The sequence below is a fragment of the Klenkia brasiliensis genome (assembly GCF_900100695.1).
In the GTDB taxonomy this organism is placed as follows: domain Bacteria; phylum Actinomycetota; class Actinomycetes; order Mycobacteriales; family Geodermatophilaceae; genus Klenkia; species Klenkia brasiliensis.
The window spans coordinates 649,248-668,167 of record NZ_FNCF01000001.1; the positions used below are offsets into that span (position 1 = coordinate 649,248).

The following is an 18,920-nucleotide window of genomic DNA, read 5'->3' on the forward strand; positions in this document are numbered from 1 at the left end:
GGCCCGGCCCCCGCCACGGGGCGGTTCGGCGTTCCGGTGACCATACCGTGCGTTGCACGACGACGGCCGGGTCGAAGGGGAGCCACGATCGTGACCAGCCAGGCCGTACCCGGCACCGACGCCTCCTCCGCCGACGACCCCGCACGCCGCCCCGGCGGGTCCGGACGCCGTCGCCGCGCCCTCGTCGGCGCCCTGGTCGGCGCGGTCGTGCTCGGCGCGGTGGGCGGTGTGCTGGCCGCCACCGCCGACCCCGAGGTGAGCGCGTCGGCGCTGGTGCAGAGCTACCCCGACCCCGGCTCGGTGGAGAACCCGACGACCGGCGCCGTGGACGGCGACCAGGCCGCACGCAACGCCACCTACGTCGAGACCGAGCTGGTGAGCCTCAACAGCGCCGACCTGGCCGCCCAGGTCGCGGCGGCCGTGGGCCAGCCGGTCGACGACGTGCAGCTGGAGGCCGTCCGGGTGGGCGACTCCAACGTCATCACCATCACCGCCACCGCCGGCACCGCCGCCGAGGCCGCGGCCGAGGCGCAGTCGGCCGCCGACCTGTACGTCGCGGGCCGCCAGCAGCGGCTGGCCGCGCGCATCACCGGCCTGCAGGGCACCGTCGAGTCCCAGATCACCGCCAACCAGCAGGCCTTGGACGCGCTGCCCACCCCGCCGACCAACGGCGTCGACGTCAACGAGCAGCAGCGGGCCGCGCTGGCCCAGCAGAACGTCGAGCTGCTCGGCGCGCGCGACACCCTGCAGCGGGCCGCCGCCGACACCGGCCAGGTCGCCGGGGTCATCCAGCAGGCCACCGCCCAGCCCAGCGGCGCGCTGTCCACCGCGGTGCTCACCGTCGTCGCCGCCGTCCTGGTGGGCGCGCTGCTCGGCGGCGTCCTGGCCCCGGTGGTCTCCTCGCTGCGCGGCCGGGTCCGCGACGCCCACGACGTCACCGGGCTCGGCGTCCCCGTGCTCACCCCCGACCTGCCCGTCGCCGCCCGCGGCCGGCGCGCGAGCGACCTGCGCCGGGTGGTGCAGCTGCAGGCCCTGCAGCTGCCCGACGGCCCGGTCAACGGCGGCAGCCTCGCCGTGGTCGGCCCCGCCCCCGCGGTCGGCACGACGTTCACCGCGATCGCCCACGCCCGGCACGCCGCCGTCCGCCGGCCCACCCTGCTCGTCACCTACGACCTGGACGAGGCCGCCGAGCTGGTCGGCGGGCTGCGCGAGCCGTCCATGCTGCTGCTCGGCGGGCGCATCGACACCTCCGGCCACGGCGTGCCCGACGACCGCCCCACCGAGCTGCCGGTCCGCCGCGCGAGCTCGGTGCCCGGGCTGGCCGTGCTCGAGGTGCCCGCCGGCGGCAGCGTCGCCGACCTCGTGCCCACCGGCCTGGCCGACGCCGCGGCCGCGGCCGGCTGGGCGGTGGTCGTCGACGCCCCGCCGCTGGACCGCTCCGACGAGGCCCTGCGCGCCGCGCTGCAGTGCCGCGAGACCGTCGTCGTGACCGCCGTCGGCGCCAGCCGGGTGGCCGACGTCGACCGCGCCGTGCAGATCCTGCACGGCGCGGGCGCCACCCCCGCGGGCATCGTGGTCAACCACGCCCCGCGCAGCGGCCGGCGCACCCGCAAGACGGCCCGGCCCGAGGCAGCAGCGCCCGCCCCCGCCGCCGCGCCGAACGCGGTCGAGGAGGCACCCGCGGACGCCCCCGTCGACGCACCCGACCCGTCGGAGCAGACCGGACGCATGCCGGTGGTCCCCGCCGAGGAGCGGGCCGGCCTGCCCACCAGCCGTGGGTGAGCCGACCGCACCGGTGCTCTCCCTGGTGGTGAGCACCGTCGGCCGGCCCGAGGAGTTCGCCCGGCTCGTGGACTCCCTGGTGCGCACCGCCCCGGCCGGCCAGGTCGAGCTGGTGGTGTGCGACCAGAGCAGCGACCAGTCCTGCGCCCGGCTGCTCGCCGAGCTCGACCCCCCGCTGCCGTGGGCGGCCACCACGTCGGGGCGCGGCGCCTCGGTGGGCCGCAACGCCGGCCTGGAACTGGCCCGGGGCAGCGTGCTCGGCTTCCCCGACGACAACTGCTGGTTCCCGCCGGGGGCGCTGGAGCGGGTGCTGGCGACCTTCGCGGCGGAGCCGTCGCTGGACGGGCTGTCCGGTCAGCAGCAGACCGTGGACGGCCGGCCGTCGATGCTGCGCTGGCCCGACCGGGGCGGTCCGGTGACCCGGACCAACTTCATGAAGACCTCGATCATGAGCACGATGTTCTTCCGGCGGTCCCGGCTGGACCGGGTGGGCCGCTTCGACGAGGGCATGGGCGTCGGCTCGGCCGGCTGGTACGGCGCCGGCGAGGAGTCCGACCTGCTCCTGCGGGTGCTCGACGACGGCGGCGCGGTGCGGTACGACCCCGCCGTCGTGGTGCTGCAGGACGAGCCGCGGGACGAGGCCGACGACCGGTTCGTGGCCAAGATGCTGCGCTACGGCTGCGGCAACGGGCACCTGTGGCGGCTGCACCGCCTCCCCCGCTGGCTGCTGGCCTGGTACTCGGCCCGCAAGGCGGTGGGCGCCGGCGTCCGGCTCGCCCGCGGGCAGCGCGCGCTGGCCCGGGCCGACATCGCCTACCTGCGCGGCACCTGGGCCGGCTGGGTGGACCGGCGCCCCCGCGACTGGCCGGCCGGGACCGGCTCGTGACCAGCCCGGTGCGGCCGCGGGCGCCGTGGTGGATCACGCCCGCGGGCGCCCTGTCGCTGCTGGTGCCGATCACGCTGCTGCTCACCTGGCGGCTGGACGACTCGGCGTTCCGGCTGTTCTACCGCACCTCGAAGTCGGTCACCGACAGCACGCTGCTGCTCATCGCCGTCGCGGCCCTGGTGCTGGCCGGGGTGGCCACGGCGACCGCGGTCCTAGCACCCCGCGGCCGGCGGACGCTCATCCCCACCCCCGGCGTCGTGCCCGACCGGCTCGCCGCGGCGGCGCAGGGCCTGTTCTGGGTCACCATCGGCGGCTACGTGCTCTACACCGGGGCCGGCATCGCCAACGGCCTGGACCCCGCGGCCGTCGTCCAGGCCCTGGTCACGCAGGAGAACTACGGCGGGCAGGCCAAGGAGGCCCTGCAGGGCATCGCCGGGGTCACCAGCCTCACCCAGGTCGGCATCGCCTTCGTCGTCGTGGCCACCTGGGTGCTGGTCACCCGCTGGCAGCGGCGGCTGGCCTGGCAGCTGGCGATCGTGCTGCTGCTCAGCCTCATCCGGTCGTTCGTGGCCAGCGAGCGCCTGGCGCTGGTGGAGGTCGCCGTCCCCGCGGTGGTCATCGTCGTGCTCGCCGCGGCCCGCTCGCGCTCCCGGGCCCGCCGGCTGGCCGCCTCCTGGGCCCCGGTCGTGCTCACCCCGCTGGTCTTCGTGCTCTTCGCCGCCTTCGAGTACTCCCGCAGCTGGCAGTTCTTCAAGACCCGCACCGACGAGACGTTCCCGGTCTTCGCGCTGATCCGGCTGGTGGGCTACTACGCCACCTCCTACAACAACGGCCAGCTGCACCTGGACCACGACCCGTTCCCGGGCCGGCTGCCGCTGGACTCGATCGCGGCGTTCTGGACCGCGCCCGGCATCGCGCAGCTCGACCTCTACGACCGCCTCTCGGCCCCCGCGCCGGCGGTGTCCCAGGACGTGCTGGAGCGGTTCGGGAACCCCGAGTTCAACAACCCGGGCGGCTTCACCACCCCGTTCGTGGACTTCGGCACCGTGGGCGGGCTGCTGTTCTTCGTCGTCCTCGGGGTGGCCATCGGCCTGCTGTTCCGCGGGTTCCTGGAGGGGTCGCCGGTCGGCATGCTGCTCTACCCGATGGTGGTCACCGGCCTGCTCGACCTGCCCCGCTACCTCTACTGGACCCAGGGCCGCGTCGTCCCCGCCGTGCTGGCGCTGCTCGTCGTCGCCCTCTACGTCGGGCGGCCGACCACCCCGCGCCGGGAACCGCACCTGCGGTCCGAGCGCGACCGGCCGCCCACGCCGGCGCACGCCGTCCTGGTCGGGGGACGGCGGTGACCCGTCCGCTGCGCTGGCTGCTCATGGCCGGCCACGTCCCCGGCAGCACCCGCGGCGGCGGCATCGTGCGCTACACCGTCGAGCTGGCCCGCGCGCTGCACCGCCGTCCCGACGTCGAGCTGCACCTGCTGGCCGACCGCGCCGCCGTCGACGGGCTCACCGACCTGGTCGGCTCCCGCGACCGGGTGCACGTGCTGCCCGCCCTGCCCGGGCCCGCGCTGCCCGCCTACGAGCGGACCGCCCTGGGTGCGCGGCTGCGCGGCCGGTACGACGTCGTGCAGGGCGTCAAGCACCTGCTCCCCCGCGGCCTCGGGCGCACGCACGGCGTGCTCACCGTGCACGACATGCTGCTCATGGACCGCCCGCAGGACTTCGGCGCCGCCAAGCGCACGCTCCTGCAGCTGCCCTACGCCGGGTCCATCCGCGGCGCGGACACCCTGGTCTGCGTCAGCGAGGCGACCCGGTCCCGGCTGACCGCCTTCGACCCGCGGACCGCCGCCCGCAGCACCGCGGTGCCGCTGGCCACCAGCCCGACCCTGCTCACCTCGGCGCCGGTGCCGGTGCCGGGCCTGGCGGGCCGGCCCTTCGCGCTGGTCGTGGGCGACACCCAGCCCCGCAAGAACCTGCCCACGATCATCACCGCGTGGCGGCGGGTGGTGACCCAGCGGCCCGACGCCGTCCTGGTCCAGGTGGGCCCGCCGCCGTGGGGCGAGGAGTCCTACGGCCCGGACTTCGAGCCCCTGGTCGCCGCGGGCCGCCTGCAGCAGCTGCAGGGCATCGACGACGGCACCCTGCGGTGGTTGTACGAGAACGCGGCCGTGGTGCTGGCCCCCAGCCTCGCCGAGGGGTTCGGGCTGCCGGCCGCCGAGGCGCTGGACCTGGGCACCCCGCTGATCACCTCGACCGACGCCGCGCTGGTCGAGGTCAGCGGTGACCGCGCGCTGCACCTGCCGGCCGAGGACGTCGCGGCCTGGGCGGCCGCCGTCCTGGACCAGCTGGGCCGGCCACGGACCGGGCGGACGGCGCCGCCGTCCCCGCGGACCTGGGACGACGTGGCCGCCGGGACGGTCGACGCCGTCCGGCGGGGTCAGGCCGGCCGGACGCCCTCGACGTAGAGGCTCTCGGCCGCCCGGTGCGGGGCGTCGGGCACCGGGCTGACCCGCCCCTGCCCGTACGCCGAGGCGGCCACGTCGACGAAACCGGCCGTGCGCAGCAGCGCCACCATCGTGTCGGTGTCCCAGACCGAGACGTGCCCGTGGTCGTAGACCACCTCGGCCAGCGCCAGCAGGTCGGTGGGCCGGCCGGGCCGGACCAGGTCGAGCAGGTCGGGCGAGGACGCCCGGCCGGCCCGGCGGTCGGCGTAGTCGGCGGCCCAGCGGCCGAAGTCGGGCACGCTGACCCGGACCACCCCGCCCGGGCGCAGCAGCCGGAAGGCCTGGTCCATCGCCGCCAGGCCGACGGCGGCCGGCAGGTGCTCCAGCACGTGCTCGCTGAAGACCGCGTCGACGGAGCCGTCGGGCAGCGGGAGCGGGCGCCGCAGGTCCCAGACCACGTCCGGGTGCACGCCCCACAGCGCGTGCAGGCCCCACAGGTCGACGTTCACCCAGCCCGGCGCGTTGTAGGTCCCGCTGCCCAGGTTGAGCAGCAGCGGCTGCCCGGAGGCGTGCAGGTCGCGCAGCCGGCGGGTCGACCGGCCGGCCAGCAGCCGGGTGCCCAGGTGCTTGGCCGCGGCGCGCTGCCGGGGGCCGACCAGCGACCGCGCCGCGCCCAGCAGGGTGCCCACGCCGGCCGTCGGCACCGTCGCCGAGCGGTCGGTGAGGTAGCTGCGCAGCCCGTCCTGGCCGGCGGGCGCCGCCGGTCCTGCCGCGGCCGCGGCCTCGGCCAGGGTGTGCTCCATCGACGTGCCTCCGTGGCGTGCTCCCCGACCGCGCGCCGGCACGGGTGCGGTGAACCTAGACCGGGCGCGCCGGGGCGCGCACCGGCCCGTGCCCCGGTGGGGTGAGCTCAGCCCTCGGCCAGGACCCCGGCCACCACGTCCCGCATCCGCTCGCGGAAGGCCGCGCGGGAGAACCCCTCGGCGTGCCGGCGGATGGTGGCGGGGTCGTACCGGGCCGGGTCGAAGTCGCGCAGCGCCGCGGCCCAGGTGGCCACCTCGTCCCGCGCGTCGACCGGGGGCACCAGCTCGCCGGTGACCCCGGGCCGCACGGTGTCCTGCGTGCCGCCGGCGTCCACGGCGATGACCGGGGTGCCGCAGGCCTGGGCCTCGACCGGCACGATGCCGAAGTCCTCCACGCCGGGCATGAGCAGCGCGGTGCAGCTGCGGAACAGCCGGCGCAGCTCGTCGTCGTCGACGCGGCCGACGAAGCGGGTGTGCGGGCCGGCCAGCGCCTCGAGCTCGGCGCGGGCCCGGCCCTCCCCGGCGACCACCAGCGGGACCCCGGCCGCCTCGGCCGCGCGGACGGCGAGGTCGGGCCGCTTGTAGGCGACCAGGCGGCCGGCCAGCAGGAAGAACTCCTCCCGGGGCACGTCCGGGTCGGGGCGGTAGCTCTCGGTGTCCACCGGCGGGTGCACGACGGTGGCCGGTCGCTGCCACCAGTCGCGGATGCGGCCCACGACCGCCGTGGAGTTGCCCAGCAGGGTGTGCACGCGTGCCGCCGCCCGGACGTCGACGGGGCGGTACAGGGCGGAGAACGCGGCCAGCCCGGCGCCGCCGACCCGGCCGCCGATCTCCCCGGCCCGCATCGAGGGGTCCCACGCCCAGCGCGCGGGCGAGTGCACGTAGGACACCACGGGGGCGTCGGTGGCGTGCACGACCTGGTTGGCGAAGGCGTGGTGGGAGGCGACGACGACGTCCGAGGGCGGCACCGGCAGCCGGCGCACCGCCACCGGCAGCGCGGGCAGCAGGTGGGCGTAGGTGCGGCCCCGCAGCAGCCGGCTCAGCGCCGTCGTCCGCACCCGGGGCTCGATGTCGGCGGGCATGACGCCGGGCAGGCCGACGGGGGCGAGCACCGGGGCGTCCGGCCACTCCCGGGCGAGCTGCTCGACGACTGCCTCGGACCCGGCGAACTCGGTGAAGCGTTCGTGCACCAGGGTCACGCGCGGAGGGCTGCTCACCGCACGAGCCTGCCACGGCCGATCAGCGGAAGTACCCCCCGGTCCGCACCAGGGCGGCTCCGTTGCGCAGCACGGACGTGAGGCCGAAGGTCGTGGCGGTCTGGTTGCTGACCAGCGCGGCCGGCCGGGTGTCACCGGAGATGGCGATGCCCGAGAGCGTCGCGTTGCGGATCCCCGGCGAGGACGCCGAGTCCACGATCAGGCCCAGCACCCGGCTGACGGTGGCCCGGTAGCCGGTCACGGTCAGCCCGGTGAGGGTGACGTCGGTGACCACCTGGTCGGGGGTGCCGTTGTAGATGAGCACGGACCCGTGGTCGATGGAGGGGTCGTCGTTGGCGTTGGTGATGGTGCCGCCGCTGACCCGGACCCGGGCCACCCCGGTGGTGCCCCAGCCGCCCTCGGCGGCCAGGTAGACACCGGCGCCGTAGGTGTTGCGCACGTCGATGCCGGTGATGTCCACGTCGGTGCCGCCCACGACGGACACGCCGCGCCCGCCCGTGGAGCCGTCGACCGACGGCGAGGTGATGGTGATCCGGGCACTGGGGGCGCCGTCCTGGCGGTAGGAGACCACGGCGACGCCGTCGTCCCCCACGTTGCGGATGACCGGGGCGACGACCTGGCCGTCGCTGGACCCCTGGGTGATGTGGATGCCGTCGGCGCGGGTGTTCTTGACCGTCACCCGGTCCAGCAGGAAGCCGGTGGTGCCGCCGCCGACGTAGACGCCGGCCGCCGCGGACCCGTCCACGACCACGTCGCGCACGACCGCACCGGTGGCGCCGGCCAGCCGCAGACGCTGCTGCTCGTAGGCGTCCCAGCGCCGGGTCGTGCCGCTGATCGTGAGGGTGATGCCGCTGACGGTGACCCGCGGGGCGGAGACGGTGAGGGAGGACGACGCCTCGCGGGTGGCCCGCAGGGTGCCCCCGCCGGTCAGCGTGATGCCGGCGGACCGGATGGTCAGCACGCGGCTGTGCGCGAAGACCGTGCCGGCCGGGAGGATCACGACGTCGCCGTCCTCGGCGAGGTCGAAGGCGGCCTGCAGGGCGACCGAGTCGTCGGTGGTGCCGTCGCCGACCGCGCCGGTGTCGAAGGGCGAGATGGCCCGGACGGCGCCCTGCGCCGGCGGGTTGGCCGGGGGCACGACCGGTGCCGCCGGGAGGGCGGCCGGCCGGGAGGCGGTGGTCGGGACGGCGGCGGGGGCCGTGGACGGCGCCGCGCTCGCGGAGGTGGCCGCACCGGTGGGGGCCGTGGCCGGGGCGGTTTGACCGGGGCGGGCGGTGCCCGCCGAGGACTGCGGCGCCCCGGACGACGAGGTGGCGGGGGCGTCGGTGGACGCCGGCGCGGACGGGGCGGCGCTGGTGGTCACCGCGGAGCCGTCGGCGGAGGTGGGGGCCGCCGCGATCGGCACGGCGGACCGGTCGCCGGAGCCGGAGGTCGCGATGGCGGCCACCGGCACGACCACGGCGGCGACGACGGCGACCGTGCCCGCGAGCACGGCGCGTCGCACCCGTGGTGCCTGGACCGAGCGCATGCTGTTCCTCCTCGTGGCAGACCTGCACGAGAAGGATCGGTCCGCTCCGAGGGTTCCTTGAGTGTGACTCGCCGAACATGTTCCGTCACGGTCAGGAACTGGGTCCCGGCTGCCCCACCCGACCCGCCCGGCTCAGGCCCCCGGACGGCTGCCGAACTGCCGGTCGGCGACCACCTCGGTGTAGGCGCGGACCCACTGGTCGGTCGGGCGGACCGGGGTGCCCAGGGCCAGGGCCCGGGCGAAGAGCACGCAGGCCCGCAGCGCGCGCAGCAGGCCGGCCGGGTCGGGACGCCGCAGGTGCCCGACCGCGGCCTGCACCGCCCACAGCAGCCACCGCAGGGTCAGCCGCCGCCAGACCCGCCGCGTCGTCCGCAGCTGCGCGGGGGTGTTCTCCGCGGCGTGCGCGGCCTTCCAGCGGGCCCACTGCGAGTACAGCGCCACCCGGCCGGACCGCTTGGTGACGTTGGCGGGGTGCTGCCGGTAGCCCGCGACCACCCGGTCGACCGGCACCATGTGGCCCTGCCTGGTCATGCGCAGGTAGAGGTCCCAGTCCTGGATCTGCCGGAAGAAGGGGTCGAAGCCGCCCACGCCGGTGACCACCGACCGGCGGTGCAGCGCGACGCCCGCGGGCCACAGCGTCCCCGACACCAGCATCGCGTCGTGGGTGTAGGGCTCGTCGACCGGCAGGTCGACCAGGTCGAGGCGGCCCATCACCCGCCGGTCCCGCTGCGCGGCCGGGTGGCGGCCCCCGTCGAGGACCTCGTCGCGCTCGTCGATGTACTCGGCCAGGCCGTAGGAGCTGACCGCGGACCCGTCGCCCTGCAGGGAACCCACCAGCACGGCCAGGGCGTCGGGCGTCCACAGGTCGTCGGCGTCGAGGAACGCGAGGAACTCGCTGCCCGGCGACGCCGCCGCGATCCCGGCGTTGCGCGCCACGGGGGTGCCCCGGTTCTCCTGCTGCACCAGCCGGATGCGCGGGTCCTCGTCGGCGGCGGCGCGGACGAGGTCGGCGGTGGCGTCGGTCGAGCCGTCGTCGACCACCACGCACTCCCACCGGTCGTAGGTCTGCGCGCGGACGGAGTCCAGGGTGCGGCTGATGAAGGACTCGGCGTCCAGGGCGGCGACCACCACCGTCACCAGCGGGGGCCGGTCCAGCACGGGCGGGGAGTGCACGGGGACGGACCTCCGGTCGACGGGGGGCGTACCGGAAGCGTAGGTGCTCCCCGTCGGCGGCGGACAGCGGCAGGTCAGCCGGTGGACGCCTCCGCCGCCGCGCGGGCGGCCAGGCGCTCGCGCTGGGGGACGACGACGTACTTGGGGTCCTTGGACGACGCCATCCCCGCGTCGAACACCCCGAACCGGGTCAGCGCCGAGCCCGCCGCCAGCAGCGCGCCCGACGCCACCGCGCCCCAGCGCCGGCCGCCCAGCACCGCCGCACCCACCGCGCCGGCGGCCGTGCACGCCTTCGCGATGCGCAGCAGCTTCCCGGCCCGCCCGATGTGGAAGGGCTCGCTGACGATGCCGTGGTCGTGCTCGACCTTGTGCATCGCGGCCAGCTCGACCGCGGCGCCCACGACGGCGGCCTTGCGAGCCGGGGAGGCCTGGTCGACCGGGGTGAAGGCCATGCACAGCCCGCCGCCGGCGGCCAGGCCCGACCCGGTGAACACGAAGGGCAGCTGGTTGCCGGGCTCGTGCCAGCTCGGCGTCGCGGTGTTGGCCAGCAGCACCGCGGTGTAGGCCGCCATCGGCCCGCCGAACACCGCGCCGCCCACGCCCGCCGTCTTCCGCAGCCACGGCGCCTTCACCCAGCCCGGCACCCACGACAGGTTCTCCGCGATCGTCAGCGCGGCCGCGGCCCCGGTCAGCGCGCTGAACGGCGACAGGATGTAGGAGCCCACGCTCAGCGGGCTGGTCGGCTTGAACACCCGCAGCATGTGCAGGAAGCGCTCGGGCCGGCCCAGGTCGTGGATGAGGAACCCCACGCTGGCGATCGCCCCGCCGCCGGCGATGAGGTGCGCGGTGCGGGCCAGCGCGGGCCGGTCGGTGAACTCCGCCGCCGCGCCCAGCACCGCCGAGGACCCGGCTGCGCCACCCAGGAACAGGTAGAGCGGCACGTCGGGGGTCTTCCACACCGCCGACTTCACGATCTGCCGGCCGTAGTAGCTCTGGAACTCGGCGTCCTCGACCGTCGGGTCGCCGTCCCGTCCGCGGCCGCCGCCCTTGCGCTTGCGGCGCTCGCGCTTCAGCGACGGGCCGTCGGCGCGGCGCCAGCCGCCGCCCGGCGTCGCCACGCCCGAGGTCCCCGGGCGGTGGTCCAGCGGGGCGTCGACCGCCTCGTGCGGCCGGCCGCTGGTGCCCATCTCCGGCGTCGCCCCGTGGTCCAGCTCGGGAGCGGGCAGCTGCTCGCCCCGGCCGTGCGGGTGGTCGACCGGTTCCGGGGTGCCGTCGGCGTGCCTGGCCATCAGCGTCGCCGTCCCAGGAAGCCGCTCAGCGCGACGCCGACCAGCATCGCCGCGGCACCGGCGGCGTGCCGCCACATCGAGGGCAGGTCGCGGGTGGTCACCACCGGGTCCGGCGGCAGGCCGTAGACCTCGGGCTCGTCGAGCAGCAGGAAGAACGCCCCCGCGCCGCCCACGCCGTCGTCGGTGTCCCGGCCGTACAGCCGCGCCGTCGTCACACCCTGCTCGGTGAGCGTGGCCAGCCGGGCGTCGGCGCGGGCCTGCAGCTCGTCGAGGTCGCCGAACTGGATGGACTGCGTCGGGCACGCCGTGGCGCACGCCGGCTGCAGACCGTCGGTGAGCCGGTCGTAGCACATCGTGCACTTGAAGACCCGGCCGTCGCCCTTGCGCTGGTCGATCACGCCGTAGGGGCAGGCCGGCACGCAGTAGCCGCAGCCGTTGCAGATGTCGTCCTGCACCACCACGGTGCCGAACTCGGTGCGGAACAGCGCCCCGGTCGGGCAGACGTCCAGGCAGCCGGCGTGCGTGCAGTGCTTGCACACGTCCGAGGACATCAGCCAGCGGATCTCCCGGTCGGCCGACTGCGCGGTCTGCGGGTCGAAGGACGAGAGCGCCTGCGCGTTCAGCACGCTGTGCTGGTCGATCGTCGTGCCGTCGGCGTCCCCGTGCGCCGGCGTCTCGGCCGACCCGCGCGACCCACCGCAGCCACCACCGGAACCCGCACCCTGGCCGGGCGCGGCCGGCAGGCCGATCCCCGGCATCGGCAGGTCGACCGACCGCGACTGCTCCACGAACGCCACGTGCCGCCACGAGTTGGCGCCGAGCATGCCGGTGTTGTCGTAGGACATGCCCGACAGCCCGAGGGCGTCGCGGTTGCCGTCGGCGTCGTCCATCGGGAGCGTGTTCCACTCCTTGCAGGCCACCTCGCAGGCCTTGCACCCGATGCACACGCTGGTGTCGGTGAAGAAGCCCACCCGCGCCGGGTGGTCGGCCTCGTAGCCGGCCTCCCCGGTGACGTCGGGCAGCGGCCCGTAGAGCCGGTTCTCCGGGTCGTGCCCGGTGAACGCCGGGCTGGCGGAGCTGAACTGGCTCACGGCTGTGCCTCCGCGACGTGGTCGGGGGCGCTCTGCGTGGTGTGCGCCTGCCCCTTCTCCTCGCCGGTCATGTTGGTCTCCTCGACGGGCGCGCGGCCACCGACGGGCACCCGCCCGCTCTTGACGCCGGCGCGCCGCCGGTAGGACTCCACCAGGTCGACCAGCGCGGGACCGCGCGGCCGCCGTCCGGGCTGGATGTCGCAGGTGGCGACCTTGGACTCCTGGATGTGCACGTTCGGGTCCATCACCACGCCGAACAGGTCGTTGCCGCTGTCGCCGGTGGAGATGCCCTGCTCACCCCAGTGGTACGGGATGCCGATCTGGTGCACGACCTTCCCGCGCCCCATCTTCAGCGGCCGCATCCGCTCGGTGACCAGCACCCGCGCCTCGATCGCCGTGCGGGCGCTGACCAGCGTCGCCCAGCCCGCGTTCTCCAGGCCGCGCTCGTCGGCGAGCTCCGGGGAGACCTCGACGAAGAACTCCGGCTGCAGCTCGCTCAGGTAGGGCAGCGTGCGGCTCATCCCGCCGGCGGTGTGGTGCTCGGTCAGCCGGTAGGTGGTGAACACGTACGGGTAGACGTCGCTGGTCGGCGGGTTGCTGCGGTTCCAGGCCGCCTCGATGACCTCGCGGCCGGGGTTGGCCTGCTGCCGGTAGAGCGCGTTGGGCACCGGCGACTCGTCGGGCTCGTAGTGCGTGGGCAGCGGTCCGTCGGCCAGGCCGGACGGTGCGAACAGCCAGGCCTTGCCGTCGTTCTGCATGATGAACGCGTCCGCGCCGCTGATGCCGTCGGGCCCCTTGGCGCCGGGCTCGGGCCGGTAGGACGGCGGCTTGGTCGCCTCGAAGTCGGGGACGTCGTGCCCCGTCCACCGCTGGGCGTCCTCGTCCCACCAGACGTAGGCCTTGCGCTCGCTCCACGGCTTGCCCTCGGGGTCGGCCGAGGCACGGTTGTAGAGCGTGCGGCGGTTGGCCGGCCACGCCCAGCCCCACTCCGGGGCCACCCAGTTCTGCTCCCGCCCGGGCTTGCGGCGGTCGGACTGGTTGACCTCGTCGGCGTACACCCCGGTGTAGATCCAGCAGCCGGCCGTCGTCGTCCCGTCGTCCTTGAGCTCGGTGTAGCTCGACAGCGCCGTGCCGTCCGGGCCGGTGCCGTTGATCTCGCGCAGCACGGCCTCGGCGCTGGGCTCCACGAGCGGGCCGTGCGTCGGGTAGTCCCACGTCAGCGCCTGCAGGGCGGCGTCGCGGGGGTCGGTGGAGTCCTTCAGCCGGTCGCGCAGGATGCGGCCCAGGTGGAAGTAGAACCACAGGTCGCTGCGGGCGTCGTCCGGCGGCTCGACCGCCTGCCGGTGCCACTGCAGCAGCCGCTGCGTGTTGGTGAAGGTGCCCTCCTTCTCCGTGTGCGTGGCCGCCGGCATGAAGAAGACCTCGGTGCCGATCTCCTCGGTGACCAGCTCGCCGGTCTCGATCTCCGGCGCGGTCCTCCAGAAGGTGGCCGATTCGATCATCTGCAGGTCGCGGACGACGAGCCAGTCGAGGTTGGCCAGACCCAGGCGCTGCATCTTCCCGTTGGCGTGGCCGACCGCCGGGTTCTCCCCGACCAGGAAGTAGCCGGGGATCTTGCCCTGGATCATGTCCGCGACCTGGCGGTAGGAGCCGTGGTCGCCGTTGATCTTGGGCAGCAGGTCGAAGCAGTAGTCGTTCTCGGCCGTCGCGGCGTCGCCGAACCAGGCCTTGAGGAGGCTGACCATGTAGGCCCGGGTGCCGCCCCAGAACCCGACCATCTCGTCGCCGACCGCGCAGTACTCGTCGAGGCTCATGTGCTCGGCGGCGTGCGGCATGGCCAGGTAGCCCGGCAGCAGGTTGTACAGCGTCGGGATGTCGGTCGAGCCCTGGATGGAGGCGTGCCCGCGCAGCGCGAGGATGCCGCCGCCGGGGCGGCCCATGTTGCCCAGCAGCGCCTGCAGGATGCCGGCGGTGCGGATGTACTGCACGCCCACGGTGTGGTGCGTCCAGCCCACCGAGTAGACCCACGCCGTCGTCCGGTCGCGGTTGCTGTTCGCCGTCACCGCACGGGCGACGTCGAGGAACACCTCCGGCTCGATGCCGCAGACGTCACCCACCATCTCCGGGGTGTAGCGGGCGAAGTGCCGCCTGAGCACCTGGTAGACGCTGCGCGGGTGCTGCAGGGTCGGGTCGGTGGCCGGCTGCCCGATGGCGTCGGAGTCGGGGGCCACCGGGTCGATCTCGTCGGTGCCGGTCGCCGAGGGCTCGTGCGCACCCTCGAACTGCCACGACGTCTTGTCGTAGGAGGACGACTCGGGGTCCCAGCCCGAGAACAGGCCGTCGAGGTCCTCGGTGTCCTGGAAGTCCTCACCGACGATCGAGGCGGCGTTGGTGTAGGCCAGCACGTAGTCGCGGAAGTCGAGCTCGTTCTCCAGCACGTAGGAGATCAGCCCGCCGAGGAACGCGATGTCGGTGCCCGCCCGCAGCGGCACGTGGGTGTCCGCCACGGCCGACGTCCGGGTGAACCGGGGGTCGACGTGGATCACCTTCGCGCCGCGCGCCTTCGCCTCCATCACCCACTGGAACCCGACGGGATGGCACTCGGCCATGTTCGAGCCCTCGATGACGATGCAGTCCGCGTTGACCAGGTCCTGCTGGAACCCGGTGGCGCCGCCGCGCCCGTACGTGGCACCCAGACCGGGCACCGTGGCGGAGTGCTATATGCGCGCCTGGTTCTCGATCTGGATCGCGCCCATGGCGCTGTACAGCTTCTTCATCAGGTAGTTCTCTTCGTTGTCCAGCGTCGCGCCACCGAGGCTGGCCAGCCCCATGGTGCGGTTCACCCGCTGGTCGCCGTCGAACTCCTGCCAGCCCTTCTCCCGCGCCGCGAGCACGCGGTCGGCGATCATCTCCATCGCCGTGTCGAGCGGGAGGTCCTCCCACTCCGTGCCGTGCGGACGGCGGTACTTCACCGTGGTCACCCGGGTGGGGCTGGTGACCAGCTGCTTGCTGGCACTGCCCTTGGGGCACAGCCGGCCCCGGCTGACCGGCGAGTCCGGGTCGCCCTCGATCTGCACGATCTGCTCGTCCTTGACGAACACCCGCTGCCCGCAGCCCACGGCGCAGTAGGGGCAGATGCTCTTCACCACGCGGTCGGCGGTGGCCGTCCGGCTCGTCACGGCCTCGGTCCGCTTGCTCCGCGCCGCGTGGCCCCGACCCAGCGGGTCGGGACCGGTCAGCTGGCGGAACACCGGCCAGGAGTCGAGCCACGTCTTCACTCCCGCCACTGTGCCACCGCGCCCAGTGGCGCGCCTCACGGGGCCCGGGCTCGGTCGCGCCCGCTGCGCACCAGGACGACGAGCGCCGCCACCGCGGGTGCAGCAGCACGGTGGTCCCGGTCAGCACGACCGCGACGACGAGGGCAGCCGCGGTGCGCATGCACGGACGCCAGGCGGTCGCCCCACGAGTCACACCGGGTCACTCCTGCCGCGTGTCCCGACGACACGCCCGGACAGGCTGTTGTCAGACACCTGCGGAGTGTCACCATCTCCGCCGATCGGGTGACCTCGGACAGGCACCCGCAACGGGGAAGGACCACGGTGGACGAACGCCCGACGCCCCGCCGCGCGCTGCCGCCGGTGCCGCCCCCGGCCCGACCGTCGGCCACCACGGTGCTCGCGCCGCCCGCGGACGAGACCGCCTGGTTCGACGCGCTCGACCCGATGGTCGACTCGATGCTGCACGGCACGCTCGGCCCGCTGGACGACGGCACCGCCGCCGGCGCCGCCCGCGACCTCATCCGCGACTCCGCCCGCCAGCCCGTGCTGGACGCCGCGCTGCTCGAGGCGCTGGACGCCGCCGCCAAGGCCGCCGCCGCCCGCCGCGCCGTCACCGTCGCCGTGCCCGCCCCGCCGACCGGCTCGCTGCCGGCCGCCCCCGTCGCCGCCACCCCGGCCGCCGCTGCGCCTGCCGCCGCCGCGCCTGCCGCCCCGGTTGCTCCCCCTGCCGTGGTCGCGCCGGCCGCCGTGCCGGTGCCGCCCGCGGTCCCGGTGCCGCCCGCCGCGGCTGCCGTCCCGGCCGCGGACGAGCTCGCGGTGCCCGACGACCTCGCGGACGTCGACGACGAGCCGGTCGACGAGCTGGACGACGAGCCGGCCAGCACGGGGCCGGACGACGCTCCCCCGCCCGCGCCGGGTCTGCGCACCGCGCACGCGGCGTCCCTGCGCATCGCCCCGCAGCCGGTCGTCGAGCCGGTCACCGAGGTCGACGTCGCCGCCGAGTTCGCCCGGCACGACGACCTGGTCGAGACCGGCCGGCACGCCGTCGACCAGGAGTGGCTGTCCGACACCGGCCGGCACCACGTCATCACCGACACCGGCCGGCACTACGCCGTCACCGACACCGGCCGGCACGAGCCCGTCGAGGACGTCGCCGTCGAGACCGGGGCCGCCCTGACCCACCGCACGGTGATCGCCCGGTCGTCCACGCTGCGCCGCTGGATCCCCGCCGGCGTCGGCGTCGGGGTGCTGTCGATCGTCGCGGCGGTCCTGCTGACCAGCGGGTTCGCCAGCAACGGCGCGCCCACCGGCACCGACGAGGCCGCCCGCACCGGCTCGGCCGGCACCGGGGCCCCGGCGACCACCGCACCGACGTCGACCGTGCCCGGGATGGGCACCATCGACCTCTCGGGCACCGTGGCACCCGGCAGCGCGGACGCCGTGCAGCCCACCGTCGAGGCGCCCGGCACCGACGCCCGGCCCCAGGTCGCCACCCCGCCCGCCGCGCCGCGCGGCAGCACCCAGGTCGTCGTCCCCGCTCCCGGCGCCGGCTCCGGGACCGGCGCGGGTACGGGTTCGGGCACGGGCAGCGGCTCCGCGGGCGGCGGCTCGACCGGCGGCGGGTCCACCACCGCTGGCACCACGACCGGCGGCACCACCACGGGCGGCACCACGACCGGCGGCGGCTCGGGCACCAGCACCGCGCCGACCAGCTCCAGCGAGGCCACCGCCACGAACGAGACCGCCGCCCCGCCGTCCAGCGACACCCCGCCGGTGACCGACGGGTCCACCAGCACCCCCTGACCCCGGCTCGGCACGCCTGCTGGGCATCCCCCGCGCGGGATGCCCAGCATCCGTGCCAGGTCGTCTCCGGCCCTCAGTTCGGGGACGCCCCCGGCTCGGCCCGGATGGGTCCGCGCCGCCCGCCGCGGGCACCTCCCCGGGCATCGGCGGGCGCACCCGGGCGCGACATCTGCGACAGGTGGGACAGCTGGTACCGGCCCGCCGGATGTGAGCGTGAACATCACCCGGCGTGTCCTTGTCGACACGCCGATTGGGACTGGTTCGTCACTCAGAGCCCCGTTACCTTCCCTCTCCGTCAGCACTGAATGACATGCGTGCAATTCACCGGGGGACGAACGTGGGAAGTCGGCATCGCGCCGGGGGCGGACGGCACGCCCGGTCGGAGGGCTCCGTGCTGGAGGCCCCCTCCCTGCCCACCCCCGTCCCGCCGCTGCCCCCGCTGACCAGCCTGCGCGTCGTCGACGAGCCCGCCGGCGCCGCACGCGACGGGTCGCCGTTCCCCGCCTTCGGCCAGATCACCACCGACGGCGTCGGCACCGGCGCCCGCCGCGCCGCGTCCACCGGCGCCACCGCGGCGCCCACCACGGGACCGACCGCCGCGCCCGCCACCGGCGGCACCGCCACCGGGTCGTGCCGGACGACGGGCCCGGCCACCGGGTCGCGCGGGACGACCGGCCCGGCCACCGGCTCGCGCGGCACGACCGGCCCCGCCACCGGCACCCGCCGCGCCCCCGGCCGGGACGTGCGCTGGGTGCCCGTCGCGCTGGCCATCTGGATCGCCAGCTTCCTCGCCGTCCCCGCCGCCGTCCTGGTGCACCAGGCGGTCTCGGCCGGCGACACCACCGTGCGCAGCACCGCCGACACCTCCGAGGGCACCGCCCCCGCCGACGCACCCGCCGCGGGCACCTCCGCCGGCGCCGGGGTCCCGGGCGGTGCCCCGGCCGACGCCGGCCAGGCCGACGCCGGGCTCCCCGCGCAGGACGCCGCCGTGCAGCAGGCCGCCGACGGCCAGGTGGCGGGGGCCGTGGACGCCGCCGACCCCACCGCCGCCGCGGTCGTCGTCCCGGGTCAGGCCACCGCCGGCGCCGGCGGGGTCGTCGTCCCCTCGCCGGTGGGTGCTGCCGCGTCGGCCGCCGCCGCGGTGGTCAGCCGCGCCGCACAGGTGACCGCCGCCGTCCCCACGGTCGTGCCGACCACCCCGGTCGAGGTCGCGCTGCCCACCGAGGCCGCCGTCGTGACGCTGCCGCCCGTCGAGGTGCCCGTGCCCGACCCGGGCGTCGTCGAGGCCCTCGTCCCCTGACCCCCGGGGCTCAGAGGCCGGCGAGCTCCCGCTCGAGGGCGCGGTCGACGTCCAGGCGCACGTCCTCGTTGTCCTCGGCGGTGCGCAGCACCCGCCCGAGCCAGAGCCCGAGCGCGCAGGCGAGGGCCAACCACATCAGGGAGAGCCAGAGCCACATCATCGGGACCTCGCGGGCTACTGCAGGGCTGGTGCCGGGAACGTACAGGTGAACGCCACATTCCACGACTGCAACACCGCGAAACGCCGGTCACCGGTCAACCCCGAGGGGTGACGACCGGCGCGGGGCGCTCAACGCGGCCTCCGCCGGGGCCGACCACCACCCCGTGAACC

Annotated in this window: 15 protein-coding genes; 6 read left to right on the forward strand and 9 right to left on the reverse strand. The window is 75.8% G+C overall.

Annotated features, from left to right (window positions below; translation table 11 throughout):
* Window positions 1-90 precede the first annotated feature (90 nt).
* Genes BLT39_RS03235 through BLT39_RS03250 form a run of 4 tightly spaced genes read left to right on the forward strand, consistent with a single transcriptional unit; the run spans window position 91 to window position 5,129 of the window.
* Complete coding sequence (locus BLT39_RS03235; RefSeq protein ID WP_091058426.1) at window positions 91-1,782, forward strand: P-loop NTPase family protein; 1,692 nt, start codon at window positions 91-93, stop codon at window positions 1,780-1,782.
* The gene (locus tag BLT39_RS03240) at window positions 1,775-2,668 is read left to right on the forward strand and encodes a glycosyltransferase family 2 protein (RefSeq protein ID WP_207507538.1); all 894 of its coding nucleotides are present in this window, start codon (window positions 1,775-1,777) and stop codon (window positions 2,666-2,668) included. Before BLT39_RS03235 ends, BLT39_RS03240 begins: the two co-directional genes overlap by 8 nt.
* Entirely contained in the window at window positions 2,665-4,014 is a 1,350-nt protein-coding gene (locus tag BLT39_RS03245) for an O-antigen polymerase (RefSeq protein WP_091058431.1), read from the forward strand. Before BLT39_RS03240 ends, BLT39_RS03245 begins: the two co-directional genes overlap by 4 nt.
* On the forward strand, window positions 4,011-5,129 hold the full coding sequence (locus tag BLT39_RS03250) for a glycosyltransferase family 4 protein (RefSeq protein ID WP_242658118.1): 1,119 nt from the start codon (window positions 4,011-4,013) through the stop codon (window positions 5,127-5,129). The genes BLT39_RS03245 and BLT39_RS03250 overlap by 4 nt, the downstream gene beginning before the upstream one ends.
* Here BLT39_RS03250 and BLT39_RS03255 read toward each other — a convergent pair.
* From BLT39_RS03255 to BLT39_RS23560, 8 genes are all read right to left on the reverse strand, one after another.
* Entirely contained in the window at window positions 5,102-5,911 is an 810-nt protein-coding gene (locus BLT39_RS03255) for a class I SAM-dependent methyltransferase (RefSeq protein WP_091058434.1), read from the reverse strand. The genes BLT39_RS03250 and BLT39_RS03255 overlap by 28 nt on opposite strands.
* A 107-nt stretch (window positions 5,912-6,018) precedes the next feature.
* Complete coding sequence (locus tag BLT39_RS03260; RefSeq protein ID WP_242658119.1) at window positions 6,019-7,128, reverse strand: glycosyltransferase; 1,110 nt, start codon at window positions 7,126-7,128, stop codon at window positions 6,019-6,021.
* Between the two features lie 22 nt (window positions 7,129-7,150).
* Complete coding sequence (locus BLT39_RS03265) at window positions 7,151-8,632, reverse strand: glycosyl hydrolase family 28-related protein (protein ID WP_131801397.1); 1,482 nt, start codon at window positions 8,630-8,632, stop codon at window positions 7,151-7,153.
* A gap of 156 nt (window positions 8,633-8,788) precedes the next feature.
* Window positions 8,789-9,829: a glycosyltransferase family 2 protein gene (locus BLT39_RS03270; protein ID WP_165640119.1), complete on the reverse strand. Its 1,041-nt coding sequence runs from the start codon at window positions 9,827-9,829 to the stop codon at window positions 8,789-8,791.
* 74 nt (window positions 9,830-9,903) lie between these two features.
* The gene (nrfD, locus tag BLT39_RS03275; protein WP_242658120.1) at window positions 9,904-11,118 is read right to left on the reverse strand and encodes an NrfD/PsrC family molybdoenzyme membrane anchor subunit; all 1,215 of its coding nucleotides are present in this window, start codon (window positions 11,116-11,118) and stop codon (window positions 9,904-9,906) included.
* Window positions 11,118-12,209 (reverse strand): 4Fe-4S dicluster domain-containing protein, encoded by a 1,092-nt coding sequence (locus BLT39_RS03280; RefSeq protein ID WP_091058448.1) that lies wholly within the window; start codon window positions 12,207-12,209, stop codon window positions 11,118-11,120. Before BLT39_RS03280 ends, nrfD begins: the two co-directional genes overlap by 1 nt.
* Entirely contained in the window at window positions 12,206-14,914 is a 2,709-nt protein-coding gene (gene fdh / locus BLT39_RS03285; protein ID WP_091058451.1) for a formate dehydrogenase, read from the reverse strand. Before fdh ends, BLT39_RS03280 begins: the two co-directional genes overlap by 4 nt.
* A gap of 12 nt (window positions 14,915-14,926) precedes the next feature.
* Window positions 14,927-15,487 carry a molybdopterin-binding domain-containing protein gene (locus tag BLT39_RS23560; protein WP_091058454.1) on the reverse strand — a complete coding sequence of 187 codons (561 nt, stop codon included), beginning with the start codon at window positions 15,485-15,487 and terminating at the stop codon, window positions 14,927-14,929.
* A gap of 321 nt (window positions 15,488-15,808) precedes the next feature.
* Between BLT39_RS23560 and BLT39_RS03295 the strand changes: the two genes are divergently transcribed.
* Entirely contained in the window at window positions 15,809-17,290 is a 1,482-nt protein-coding gene (locus BLT39_RS03295) for a hypothetical protein (protein ID WP_091058458.1), read from the forward strand.
* Window positions 17,291-17,681: 391 nt separating this feature from the next.
* Entirely contained in the window at window positions 17,682-18,590 is a 909-nt protein-coding gene (locus tag BLT39_RS22210; RefSeq protein WP_091058462.1) for a hypothetical protein, read from the forward strand.
* 10 nt (window positions 18,591-18,600) lie between these two features.
* Here the strand turns inward: BLT39_RS22210 and BLT39_RS22215 are convergent, their stop codons facing one another.
* On the reverse strand, window positions 18,601-18,750 hold the full coding sequence (locus BLT39_RS22215) for a hypothetical protein (protein ID WP_165640121.1): 150 nt from the start codon (window positions 18,748-18,750) through the stop codon (window positions 18,601-18,603).
* Between the last annotated feature and the right edge of the window lie 170 nt (window positions 18,751-18,920).